We start from the raw sequence: 11,682 nt of genomic DNA, 5'->3' as shown, positions 1-11,682 counted from the left end.
CACAGGCATGCCGTCCAGGGTAGGACTACAGTTGCTCTCCATGAGCCTGAAGGACGCCGCAGTCGGCATAGCCGGTAGGTTGACCGACTGCATCCACGTAGGAAATGGACTTGACCAGCGCAGTCTGGCTCCGGTGGGCTGGTTCGAGCACGACAGGGCCGTCCGCCGGCTGAAGGACAGTTTCGCCGCTGTTCCCCCGGGGCGCCGGGTGAGACTGGCGAAGAAGACCTCCAATCTCTTCAGGGGGCGCAGCGGGGATCTTGAGGGGCTCGATGTCTCGGGACTGCACGGTGTCATCGCCGTTGACCCGGTGAACTGCACCGCGGACGTCCAGGGAATGTGCACCTACGAGGATCTGGTGGACACGCTCCTGCCCTACGGCCTGGCCCCCACGGTCGTCCCGCAGCTGAAGACCATCACTCTCGGAGGGGCGGTGACCGGGATGGGGGTGGAGTCCACGAGTTTCCGTAACGGCCTGCCGCACGAGGCGGTCCGGGAGATGGACGTGCTCACCGGAACCGGTGAGATCCTCACCTGCTCGCCGACCCGGAACACCGACCTCTACCGTGGTTTCCCGAACTCGTACGGGTCGCTGGGGTACGCGGTGCGGCTGAAGATCGTGTGCGAGAAGGTGCAGCCGTATGTTGCTCTGCGGCATGTCCGGTTCGATGACGTGGAGTCGGCGTCGCGTGCGCTCGCCGAGATCAGTGAGACCAGGCAGTACGCCGGTGAGCAGGTCGACTACCTCGACGGGGTGGTGTTCAGCCTCGACGAGGCCTACCTGACCCTGGGCAGGCAGACCGGTGAGCCGGGCCCGGTGAGCGACTACACCCGCGGCCGGATCTACTACCGTTCCCTCCAGCATCCCCGGGGGGTCAGCTACGACAGGTTGACCGTCCGCGACTACATCTGGCGCTGGGACATCGACTGGTTCTGGTGCAACCGGGCTTTCGGCGCCCAGAATCCCACGGTCCGTACCCTCTGGCCCCGCGATCTGCTGAGGTCCAGTTTCTACTGGAAGATCATCGGACTTGACCGCAGGTTCGACATCGCCGACAGGATCGAGGCTCACCACGGGCGTCCACCGCGCGAGAGGGTGGTCCAGGATATCGAGGTCACCCCGGATAAACTGCCGGAGTTCCTGACCTGGTTCTTCACCCACTGCGAGATTGAGCCGGTGTGGTTGTGCCCGATCCGTCTGGCCGGGGACGCCGGAGAACTGGTGGGCAGGACCGGGGTCCTGGACACGGACACCGCAGAATCAAGTCCCTGGCCGTTGTACCCGCTGACCCCGGGGACGACCTGGGTCAACGTGGGGTTCTGGTCCTCGGTCCCCGCCGACCTCACCGGCCCTGACGCGGCGCCGGGTGCCTTCAACCGGGAGATCGAGCGGGTTGTCGCCGGTCTCGGCGGGCACAAGTCCCTGTACTCGGAGGCGTTCTACACCCCTGAGCAGTTCGCCGCGCTGTACGGCGGTGACCTTCCGGGAAAGCTGAAGGACGTCTACGACCCGGACGGCCGGTTCCCCGGACTGTACGAGAAGACGGTCCGGGGCGTTTGAGCGGACGGTCCTGACCCGGGCTCCGGCACAGTACGGCCCAGCACGACACAGCAAGATCCAGCGCAGAATAAGACCGCAGAAGAAGACCGCAGAAGAAGACAATGAAGAGGAGTCGCTGATGAGCAGCAGCCGCACCGCTTTCACCCCACTGACCGTGGGACAGATCGTGGAGAAGTGCGTCGCACCGCCGATGCCCTTCCGTGTCACCGCATTCGACGGTTCCACCGCCGGGCCGGAGGACGCCCCGCTGCACCTCGACATCACGTCGCCGGATGCACTCGCCTACGCGGTCACCGCACCCGGTGACCTCGGTCTGGCCCGGGCGTACATCACCGGCGGCCTGCGGGTCAGCGGCGAACACCCGGGACACCCCGTCGCAGTCTTCGACCACCTGCAGCATCTCTACGGCCAGTTCCACAGGCCCACGGCGTCCGACGCGGTTGCGATCGCGCGCAGTCTGAAGCGGCTGGGGGCGTTCCGGTTCCAGCCCGCCCCGGCGCAGGAGACCCTGCCAGGGTGGAAGCGGGCACTGCTCGAAGGACTGTCGAGGCATTCCCGGGAGCGTGACAAGGAGGTCGTGAGCCGCCACTACGATGTCGGCAACGACTTCTACGAGCTTTTCCTCGGCGACTCGATGGCCTACACCTGTGCCTACTACCCGGAGGACGAGGGGCTCGACAACATCCCCGGCCCCTACGGGGACTGGAATCCGGTGAACTGGCCGAAAGGTGCGGACGCCAATGCTCCGCTGACCGCCGCACAGGACAACAAACACCGTCTCGTCTTCGACAAACTGCGGCTGAAGCCGGGTGACCGGCTCCTCGACGTCGGCTGTGGCTGGGGTGGAATGGTCAGGTACGCGGCCCGCCACGGGGTGAAGGCACTGGGTGTGACACTGTCACAGGAGCAGTACGAGTGGGGCCGTGCGAAGATCGAGGAGGAGGGGCTGCAGGATCTCGCCGAGGTCAGGTGCATGGACTACCGCGACATCCGGGAGACGAAGTTCGACGCCGTCAGCGCCATCGGAATCCTCGAGCATATCGGCGTGCAGAACTACGGCGCCTACTTCTCGTTCCTCTACGGGAAGCTCCGTCCGGGCGGGCGAATGCTCAACCACTGCATCACCCGTCCGAACAACGTCAGGACGAAGACCGGCCAGTTCATCGACCGGTACATCTTCCCCGACGGTGAGCTGACAGGTTCCGGCCGGATCATCACGATCATGCAGGACGCCGGTTTCGACGTGGTCCACGAGGAGGACCTGCGCCCCAACTACCAGCGCACCCTCCACGACTGGTGTGAGTTGCTGGTGGCGAACTGGGACGAAGCCGTTGCACTGGTGGGGGAGCCCACCGCCCGCCTGTTCGGACTGTACATGGCCGGGGCCGAGTGGCATTTCGAGCACAACAAGGTCCAGCTGCACCAGGTGCTCGGGGTGAAGCCGGACGAGGACGGGTTCACCGGCGTCCCGACACGTCAGTGGTGGAGGCCCTGACCGGCGCCCTGTTCCCGGTGTGACGGGGCCGGCCTCTAGAATCGGCCACATGCCAAGGCCATTCACGGGCGCCGGTGTCCTGACCACTGCCGCCGTCACCGCCCTGCTCCTGACCGCGTGCAGTTCCGGGGACGACAGTGTGGATCCGTCCGGGGGTGCCGGTACCACCTCACCGACGTCGGGCACGTCCGCGGCCGGGACGACGGAGGCGGATCCGGTGACGCTCGGGCTCACCGTCGGTGACTGTGTCGCTGACCTCGGGGACCGGGGCGCGGCAGAGGGCACCGGGGAGGAACCGGGGGAAGATACCGGTGACGCCACGGGTCCCGCCACCACGTCGGAGACCCCTGCCCGTGGTGTGCGGGGCGCAGGCTCAGGGACAGTGGCCCCGTCCGGCACAGAGGAACGTACGACCCGCTCTGCCTCGCAGAACGACGACGGCGGGGACCGGGACGGGGACGGTGTCCCCGACGAGCCCCGGGACACTGCGAGTGCATCGGAGCCGGGCGTCCTCGACGACACCGTCCCTGACTCCGCGACCGGGGTGACGAAGACCGACTGTGACCTGCCCCATGTCGGTGAGGTGTTCGAGCAGCGGGAGCTCGACAACGAAGTCCTCTTCCCGGGGCAGAAGATGAACCGGCTCACCGCCGCCGTGTGCACCGGGGACGCCTTCGAGGACTACATCGGCTACCCCTTCGCCTACTCCGTCTTCGATGTCGTGACCTACGCCCCGTCGAAAGAGAGCTGGGCACGTGGGGACCGCACGGTCACCTGCGTGGTCACCGACCCTTCCGCGGGGTACATTCCGGGGACGTTGAAGGACGCCGGGTACTGATTCCACCGGGAAGGACGCCGGGGTCCCGTCATGCTCCCGGTGGCGCGGACCCTGCGGTCAGTCGCCGGCCCCGGTTCCGAGAAGGGTCTCGAGCTTGAGCCGGTTGGACTCCTCGAGGTGTGCCACGGTCAGTTCCCAGGCCTTCGCCGGTGGCAGGGCGGTGCGCCGGTCCACGTCAGCGAGAAGTCGGGTGTAGACCTCCTCGACCGGGGGAACCGCCTGCGGGTCGGACACCGGGATCATTGCGACGGCCTCGGGGGAACCCCACACCTCAGGGTCGGCGATGAACAGGTGTCCCTGGACCGCCGCATATCCCAGTGCCGCCTCGCGCAGTTCGGCGATCTGGTCTGCGCTCAACGATCCCGCGTTCGCGGCGTCCTCGATCAGGGGCACCCGGTCGATGGGGCGGTGCACGTCCACGATCCCCTTGATCAGCGGGGTCGGCAGAGTGTGGAGCGACCTCGCCGCCGCGTTGTAGACGTCCCCGTCCCGCAGGTACGGTCTTCCCACCACGATGGTGCGGGCAAGTTCCCGGCAGGCGGTCATGAACGTCAGCAGTGTGGTGAGCTGCTCGGCGGGCGCGGCGTTGAACCCGGCGAGATCGTGGACCGCCGGGGTGGAGGCGGGACGGGTCGCGAACAGGGGGGAGAAGGTCGGTGTGTCCATGTACGAATGGTCCGCCCCCCGGGTTACGCCACTGTTAAGGACGTGCGAACTTGTCGATGTCCACGACGTCGAGCACGCTGAGCAGCAGATCCGTCTCCGCCTCGTCGGTCACGGTGATGCGCACACCCTCGCCGTCGAAACAACGGACCGCCACGTGGCAGGCCGCCATTGCGTCGGTGAGCTCCCGGGCACGGTCACCCAGCGGAAGCCACACGAAGTTCGCCTCGGCCTGCCCACGCAGGGACTCAGGCAGACGCGCCAGAACCCTCTCACGCTGAACGGCGGTCTCGTCGGTGCGGCCGAGCAGTTCCTCCCGGGCGGCGATACTCGCGACCGCGGCGGCCTGGGCCACGGCATTGTTGCTGAACGGGATGCAGACCTTGTTCAGCGCGTCAATGAACCCGGGGCGTCCGATGACGTAACCGACCCGCAGACCGGCCAGCCCGAACGCCTTGGAGAACGTCCGCGCGACCGCCAGACCGGGGTGCCTGTCCAGCAGACTCAGACCGTCCGGGGAGGACTCGTCACGGACGTACTCGTAGTACGCCTCGTCGAGCAGGATGTGGACGTCGTCGGGGATCGAGTCGATGAACTCCTCGAGCTCTGTCCGGGACACGGTGGTCGACGTCGGGTTGTTCGGGTTGCAGACGATGACCAGCCGGGTGCGGTCGGTCACGGCGGCGGACATCGCGGGAAGATCGTTGCGCAGGTCCGGAGTCAGGGGGATCTCCACGGCCTCGGCACCCGCCACCTTGGCGAAGATCGGGTAGGCCTCGAAACTGCGCCACGGGTAGATGACCTGGTCCGCCACCGGAGCACAGTCGCCGGAGCCCTGTCTGTCATCCTGTGCAGCGCCCTGTCCGGCGCTCTCTGCGGAGCTGTCTGCGGCAGTGCTGTCACCACCCCGGCAACACGCCAGGACGGCCTGCTGGATGAGAGCGGAGGACCCCGCACCGACGGCGACGTTCTCGGCGGTGAGGCTGAGGGCGGAGTCGTCGTCGAGCCACCGTGCGATTGAGGTGCGGAGCTCGAGGGCCGCCATGTCCGGGTACCGGTTGGACTCTGCGAGAGCGTGTGCTGCGGCGTCGACCACACCGGGCAGCGGTCCCCGGCAGCTCTCGTTGCTGGACAGCTTCACCCCCTGCGGGTCGCTGCGGCCGGCGACGTAGGACGGGAGGGTGGACAGAGCAGGCCTTATCATGGTCAACAGCCTAGTCTCCGTGCAGGTTTGTCGGCCCTGCGGGGGCTGATGTAGGGTGACAAAAGCCGTTGCGTGAGTGCGACGGCGTGGAGACGTGCCAGAGCGGCCGAATGGGACTCACTGCTAATGAGTTGTCCTCTTAACCGAGGACCGGAGGTTCAAATCCTCTCGTCTCCGCCACTTCAGTTTCCCACGGCTTTCGTGAGGATGCGTCAGTGTGCCGTCCGGATCTTGTGGTGAGTTCCGGACACTGTGGCCCCTGTCCCGCTATACGGGGTGTGTGGTGTACCCCGGGGCAGGGTGACGTATTCCGTCTGGTGGTGTGCCGGGGAGACTGAAGTCGCTGGAAACAGCGGGCGCCCGTAGCTCAACGGATAGAGCATCTGACTACGGATCAGAAGGTTGGGGGTTCGAATCCCTCCGGGCGCACGCTTTATCTGGACACAAACCCCCAGGTCAGACACCCTCTGGCCTGGGGGTTCAGTCATGTCCGGGCCATGGGAGAACACGACACATCACGCCTGGTCGTGTGTGCTCGTCACGAACAGATCCCGAACACCGAACGGGGCTCCTGGGGCAGGGAAGCCTTGTCGCACCTGATTGGGGTTGCACGGATGGAAAACGCCGCGTCACACGTTAACACGACACGTCCCCTGCGATAGGGTAGGACGAACAGGAAAACTACTTCCTGAACAGATACGACATTGCTGGAGAAGGGAGCGGAGGTGAACACCGTGGTTGGAACTGGACTGAGCGCGATTGACATCGCCAAGTGGTTCGTCGCGTGGGCAGAGGAGTCAGAGGACGCCGACCTGACCCCCCTGAAGTTGCAGAAGCTGCTCTACTACGCGAAGGGCGTCTACATGAAAACAGCGGCGGTCTTCCCCTGTTCCCTGACCAGATGCAGGCATGGGCGCATGGGCCGGTAGTCCGTGGCGTGTACCGGGAGCTGAGGCACTACGGGAAGAATCCCATCGATGCGGACGCCTTCATCGGCGACGACTTCGACTGGGGTGACTACGCACAAGTCGAGGATTCCCTCGTTGAGACCTGGCAGAAGTACGCTGTCTACTCCGCCTGGGCCCTGCGCAACAAGACCCATCAGGAGACCCCCTGGCGGAAGAACTTCGTCGAAGGACGCAATGTGGAGATCACTGATGCTGATCTCAAAGAGTTCTTCTGCCAGCAGTGAGTGTCAAAAAGAGGAAGCGGCGGGGGACGCCGCCGAACAGCGGCGCGCCGCAGGACCCGGGGAGGGTGTTCGCGCCCACCCATGATCCTCGACAGGAGTATCCCGTACTGTCGTTCCGATTTCTCGAAAAGGGGTGGGACTTCGAAGAGCTGTCAGACGAGCAGTGCCGGGAGTTCGTCTGCAAGTGGCAGAAGCGCTCGGTGAAGACATGGCGCGAGCTGTCCCAGATCGATAGGCACAACATCGGCAGCGAGAAGCTGCCGAAGAGAGAGTTCAAGCCAGCCATCCCGGAGCGGTTTGCCGCCGAGGACAAGTTCATGGTGTTCCGGCACCATGGAAACTTGCCGATGGCAGGGGTGAAGGTGGACAACGTCTACTACGTCATCTGGATCGAGAAGAAGTACAACGAGCTGTACAACCACGGGTGATCCAGTCACACCGCCCGAACGCCCGACCCACTACCGGCGTCCCCGGGCTCGTCCTTCCTCCGGCCGAGATTCTTCTCCGCCGCGCGCTCGCGCCGGGCACGGAACCGCCCCCGCTCCTCCCGCATGTGCTCGTCCATCCGCGCCGGGATCGCGTCGAGCTCCTCGTCCCACAGAAGCCCGTAGTGCTTGAGCGTCGTGGAGACGTCGGAGTGCCCGAGCATCCGAGCGACGGTGTAGGCATTCGCCCCCGCGTGGATCGCCAGTGACGCCGCGGTGTGCCGCAGCTCGTAGGTCGTGAAGTTGTCCTCAATGCCGGCGGCATCCCGCAACTTCTTCCACACCGTCCGCCACCGCGCCGAGGTCCACACATGCCCGTCGGCGGTGGCCGGCAGCAGCCACTCGCCCCTGGTGCGACCCTCGACCCAGTCCTCGAGGTCCATGCAGAACTCGCCGCCGACGGGAACGTCCCGATGACGGTCGGTCTTCGTCGTGTCGATGCGGCCGAGGGCGTCCACATCCCGCTGGACGCGGATGCGCCCCCGGGTGGGGGAGAAGTCCCCGACCTGGAACCCGAAGGCTTCCCCGGGGCGCACGCCGGTGCGCACGAGCGTCTCGATGGTCATCCGGATCCGCGGCTCCACCTCTTCCCCGTTTTCGGTGGCCGCCCGGTCGAGCTCGTCGGCGGCCGCGCACAGCCGGTCGAACTCCGGCACCGAGAGATACCGGCGCTCCACCGGGCCCTGGGTGGGCACGTCCTTCGGCTTCATGGGGTTGTGGAGGAGTACGCGCTCCTCGACCGTGGCGTCGAGCAGCTGTTTCATCGTCAGGGCGACCAGGCGGCGGGTGGAGTCCCCCAGCGGGCGCGGATCATCACTCGGCTCGGTGCCCTTGGTGGTTGTCAGTCCGTGGAGCCAGACGACGACCTCGGATCGTCTGATTGAGGCGCACGTGCGGTCAGCCCACTCGGGCTCCCGGTGCTGCCGCCACGCCGAGTGGTAGTTGTCGACGGTGGACTTCGACTTGCCGCCCTTCGTCGCGGCGAACTCTTCGGCGGCGTCCCGAGGAACTGACCTATGGCCACCACACCGCAGTCCACGTCGACGGACCTTGAGTTCATCGGCCACATCATCAACGACAAGCTCGAAGCGCAGCCGTGGGGGGGCGGAAAGTCGCCAACACTGTCACCGCGCTCGTCGGCGCGGTCGTCACCATCGCCGCCGGTGCGATGTCCATGGGGATCAACCTGCCGGACTGGGCCATGCTCACCGTCATCTGTGTCACAACCCTGGGCACCGTCCTCGGTGTCAGGGAGACGAAGAACCGATTCTCGGACTCGCAGATCGAGAAGCTGCAGCAGTGGCAGGCGGACTACATCGACGCCCGTCACACCCACGACGAAGCTGCGGTCACCGCTGCGGAGACCTTCACCGGCCAGAGCACGCAGGAGACAACCGAGGAAGCCGGATGCCACGCTCTGCCTTCACCCTCGATGGACGCCGCGGGCCTGTCCGAAATGGTCAGAAGGTTCCTGGCAGTCAGGGAGAGGTGACAGATGCTCGCGGACCTCACCATCGCCAGTGCCGTCCCACTCATCATCGCGGTAGTGGGAGTGGTCTGGAAGATCCGGAAGGAACGGACCGAGACGCAGGCGCAGATCGCGCAGGCGAAGACAGACGCCGAGCATACGGCTCGGTCAGTGGCAGTCGAGGAATCCGAGAATGCTGTCCGGTCCCTGGGCGCAGCACTGGAGCGCGCGGAGAAGACCATCGAGCGGACCGAACGCACCGTGTCTGACCAAGGGGAGAGAATAACCCTGCAGGAGGTGAGGATCACGGAGGTGTCCCATCGCCATGGTGTCGCCATTGACCACATCGCGCACCGCGAGGATGCCGCCGATGAACATCTCGGGCCGGTCCGCCCGCCGTGGCTCCCGCCGGTGCCGGATCTCATCCGACCGGATGTGGAGGCTGCGCGCCGGATACGGTAGATGAGAGGGTCAGGCGGCGGTGAAGGAAGCCTGTCCACGCTGGTAGATACCCGGATTGCTCCCCTACTGTGACGTTATGCACTCGACACATCCAGGTGAAGCACATTCGACTTCCGTGAGTTCGAAGCTGAACACACTGCGCGCCGGAGTGCTCGGAGCAAACGACGGTATCGTCTCCACCTCTGCCCTGTTGCTCGGAGTCATCGCCGCCGGAGCTGGGGCTACAGAGACCTTCACTGCCGGCATGGCAGCTGCTGTTGCCGGTGCGGTGTCCATGGCGCTGGGCGAGTATGTCTCGGTGTCTGCCCAGCGCGACAGTGAGAAGTCCCTCATCGCTAAAGAGAGCGGTGAGCTGAGGGACATGCCGACCGAGGAGACCAGTGAGATGGAGGAGATTCTCCGGGGGTTCGGCGTGTCGGAGAAAACTGCGGCTACGGCAGCAGCGGAGATTCATGCCGGAGATCCGCTTCATGCCCATCTGCAGCTTGAGTTGGGGATAGACGCAGAGGACCTCACTAGCCCCTGGTCCGCGGCTGCCTCCTCAGCGCTGTCCTTCATCCTGGGTGCTCTGCTGCCGTTGGTATCAGTCCTTCTCGCTCCGCACAGTTCCGCGGCCGCAGTGGTGACCTTGGTAACTCTGGTGTCACTTGGGGGCACAGGCTTAGTCTCAGCCCGGCTATCAGACACGCGGACGAGAAGGTCGGTGGCTCGGCTCATCATCGGCGGTGCGATAGGGCTGGCGTTGACATACGGGATCGGCTCACTCTTCCCCGTATAGCCTCTTCTACCCGCAACTCGGACTGTGGGGGCATCGGAGTACGTCTCCTGCGCCGCAGCGACTTCCTCGCCGGGCCACCCCGGTGTCGCCCCCTCCCAGGGGCAGCGCTCCCCACACGGCCCCCATCGTCCATGGACGGTGGGGGCCTCCTCGCATTCTGGTTCCGAACCATAACCGAACACGGAGAGTTGCGCAGCAGGTCAAGCCCATATCGAATCTGACTACGGATCAGAAGGTTGGGGGTTCGAATGGGACTGCTGCGCGAGTAGGTGACATCTGATCTGGCTTGCCGTGGGGTGGGCCTGGAAGGATGTTGCTGTGCCCAAGCCTTACCCGTCCGAGTTTCGTGACGATGTCGTGCGCGTCGCGAGGAACCGTGAGCCCGGAGTGACGATCGAGCAGATCGCGAAAGACTTCGGCGTTCACCCCATGACGCTGCAGAAGTGGCTGCGTCGCGCCGACATCGACGCCGGAGCCAAGCCCGGAACGACCCGAACCGAGGCTGCGGAGATCCGTGAGCTGCGCAAGCGGAACCGGCTCCTCGAGCAGGAGAACGAGGTCCTCCGGCGTGCGGCGGCGTACCTGTCGCAGGCGAACCTGCCGGGAAAAGGTTCTACCCGCTCGTGACGGAGCTCGCCGAAGCAGGGATCCCTGTGACGGTGACGTGTCGGGTGCTCAAGCTCTCCCGTCAGCCCTACTACCGGTGGCTGGCGAACCCCATCACCACAAGCGAGGTGGTGGAGGCGTATCGCGCGAACGCGCTGTTCGACGCACACCGCGACGACCGGAGAATTCGGGCACCGGCTGCTGGCCGACGAGGCCCGCGACGCGGGTGAGGCGATGCCGGACCCGACCGCGTGGCGGAGCGCCTCAGCGAACCGCTGGTGGTCCGCGTTCGGGAAGAAGCGGGGCCGTAACGGCAAGAAGCCGGGACCGCCGGTCCACGACGACCTCTGCGCCGTCATCGACGAGCACGGCCGGACCCGGCACGTCTTCGCCGCCGACGCCCCGAACCAGCTCTGGCTCGTCGACATCACGGAGCACAAGACCGCCGAAGGCAAGCTCTACTGCTGCGCCATCAAAGACGCCTGCAGCGGCAAGATCGTCGGGTACTCGATCGGCTCGAGGATGAAGTCCCGCCTGGCCGTTCAGGCGCTCGAGAACGCCGTCTCGATGCGCGGCGACGTCGCCGGCTGCATCGTCCACAGCGACAGGGGCAGTCAATTTCGTAGCAGGAAGTTCCTGCGCGCTCTGGCCCGTCATCGCCTGGTCGGATCCATGGGCCGCGTCGGCTCCAGCGGGGACAACGCCGCCATGGAATCGTTCTTCGCCCTGCTGCAGAAGAACGTCCTCGACCGCCGAGCCTGGACCACCCGCGAGCAGCTGCGCATCGCGATCGTCACCTGGATCGAGCGGACCTACCACCGACGCCGCAGACAGGCACGCCTGGGCCGTTTGACGCCCATCGAGTTCGAGACCATCATGAACACGACCGTCGCACTGACGGCGTGACTACACCCTGTCACCTATCCGCGC

At 65.7% G+C, this 11,682-nt stretch carries 12 protein-coding genes, 2 tRNA genes and 1 pseudogene; 12 read left to right on the top strand and 3 right to left on the bottom strand.

The window, feature by feature from the left end; all coding sequences use genetic code 11:
• Positions 1-40: 40 nt before the first annotated feature.
• The 3 genes from BN3906_RS11050 (at position 41) to BN3906_RS11040 (ending at position 3,894) form a co-directional block, all read left to right on the top strand.
• A complete protein-coding gene (locus tag BN3906_RS11050) occupies positions 41-1,561 on the top strand; it encodes an FAD-binding oxidoreductase (RefSeq protein WP_066588308.1) in 1,521 nt (506 codons plus the stop codon).
• Positions 1,562-1,679: 118 nt separating this feature from the next.
• The gene (locus BN3906_RS11045) at positions 1,680-3,056 is read left to right on the top strand and encodes a class I SAM-dependent methyltransferase (RefSeq protein ID WP_147592934.1); all 1,377 of its coding nucleotides are present in this window, start codon (positions 1,680-1,682) and stop codon (positions 3,054-3,056) included.
• 49 nt (positions 3,057-3,105) lie between these two features.
• The gene (locus tag BN3906_RS11040) at positions 3,106-3,894 is read left to right on the top strand and encodes a septum formation family protein (RefSeq protein WP_078057382.1); all 789 of its coding nucleotides are present in this window, start codon (positions 3,106-3,108) and stop codon (positions 3,892-3,894) included.
• A gap of 57 nt (positions 3,895-3,951) precedes the next feature.
• Here the strand turns inward: BN3906_RS11040 and BN3906_RS11035 are convergent, their stop codons facing one another.
• Together BN3906_RS11035 and BN3906_RS11030 are read right to left on the bottom strand one after the other, a co-directional pair.
• A complete protein-coding gene (locus BN3906_RS11035) occupies positions 3,952-4,560 on the bottom strand; it encodes a hypothetical protein (protein WP_066588306.1) in 609 nt (202 codons plus the stop codon).
• A gap of 34 nt (positions 4,561-4,594) precedes the next feature.
• Positions 4,595-5,761, bottom strand: coding sequence for an aminotransferase class I/II-fold pyridoxal phosphate-dependent enzyme (locus BN3906_RS11030; protein WP_066588303.1), 1,167 nt, complete (start codon positions 5,759-5,761; stop codon positions 4,595-4,597).
• An 88-nt stretch (positions 5,762-5,849) separates the two neighbouring features.
• Between BN3906_RS11030 and BN3906_RS11025 the strand changes: the two genes are divergently transcribed.
• From BN3906_RS11025 to BN3906_RS11010, 5 genes are all read left to right on the top strand, one after another.
• Positions 5,850-5,941, top strand: a tRNA-Ser gene (locus BN3906_RS11025).
• A gap of 176 nt (positions 5,942-6,117) precedes the next feature.
• Positions 6,118-6,190 (top strand) — tRNA-Arg (locus BN3906_RS11020).
• A gap of 305 nt (positions 6,191-6,495) precedes the next feature.
• Complete coding sequence (locus BN3906_RS15175; protein ID WP_261796982.1) at positions 6,496-6,690, top strand: Panacea domain-containing protein; 195 nt, start codon at positions 6,496-6,498, stop codon at positions 6,688-6,690.
• Entirely contained in the window at positions 6,663-6,953 is a 291-nt protein-coding gene (locus BN3906_RS11015; RefSeq protein ID WP_261796981.1) for a Panacea domain-containing protein, read from the top strand. The genes BN3906_RS15175 and BN3906_RS11015 overlap by 28 nt, the downstream gene beginning before the upstream one ends.
• Positions 6,950-7,381, top strand: coding sequence for a hypothetical protein (locus BN3906_RS11010; protein ID WP_147592932.1), 432 nt, complete (start codon positions 6,950-6,952; stop codon positions 7,379-7,381). The genes BN3906_RS11015 and BN3906_RS11010 overlap by 4 nt, the downstream gene beginning before the upstream one ends.
• Before the next feature lie 5 nt (positions 7,382-7,386).
• Here the strand turns inward: BN3906_RS11010 and BN3906_RS11005 are convergent, their stop codons facing one another.
• Positions 7,387-8,505 (bottom strand): tyrosine-type recombinase/integrase, encoded by a 1,119-nt coding sequence (locus BN3906_RS11005; protein WP_066588293.1) that lies wholly within the window; start codon positions 8,503-8,505, stop codon positions 7,387-7,389.
• Between the two features lie 29 nt (positions 8,506-8,534).
• Here BN3906_RS11005 and BN3906_RS11000 point away from each other — a divergent pair, with 29 nt between their 5' ends.
• From BN3906_RS11000 to BN3906_RS14575, 4 genes and pseudogenes are all read left to right on the top strand, one after another.
• On the top strand, positions 8,535-8,930 hold the full coding sequence (locus tag BN3906_RS11000) for a hypothetical protein (protein ID WP_066588291.1): 396 nt from the start codon (positions 8,535-8,537) through the stop codon (positions 8,928-8,930).
• Positions 8,931-8,933: 3 nt separating this feature from the next.
• The gene (locus BN3906_RS10995) at positions 8,934-9,368 is read left to right on the top strand and encodes a hypothetical protein (protein ID WP_066588289.1); all 435 of its coding nucleotides are present in this window, start codon (positions 8,934-8,936) and stop codon (positions 9,366-9,368) included.
• 76 nt (positions 9,369-9,444) lie between these two features.
• Positions 9,445-10,146 (top strand): VIT1/CCC1 transporter family protein, encoded by a 702-nt coding sequence (locus tag BN3906_RS10990; protein WP_066588281.1) that lies wholly within the window; start codon positions 9,445-9,447, stop codon positions 10,144-10,146.
• Positions 10,147-10,464: 318 nt separating this feature from the next.
• A pseudogene (locus BN3906_RS14575) lies at positions 10,465-11,658 on the top strand (IS3 family transposase).
• Positions 11,659-11,682: the final 24 nt, after the last annotated feature.

Origin of the sequence: Corynebacterium provencense (assembly GCA_900049755.1) — a bacterium.
GTDB classification, from domain to species: domain Bacteria; phylum Actinomycetota; class Actinomycetes; order Mycobacteriales; family Mycobacteriaceae; genus Corynebacterium; species Corynebacterium neomassiliense.
Note: the sequence above shows the minus strand (reverse complement) of the source record. Positions and strands in the feature narration are given on the sequence as shown.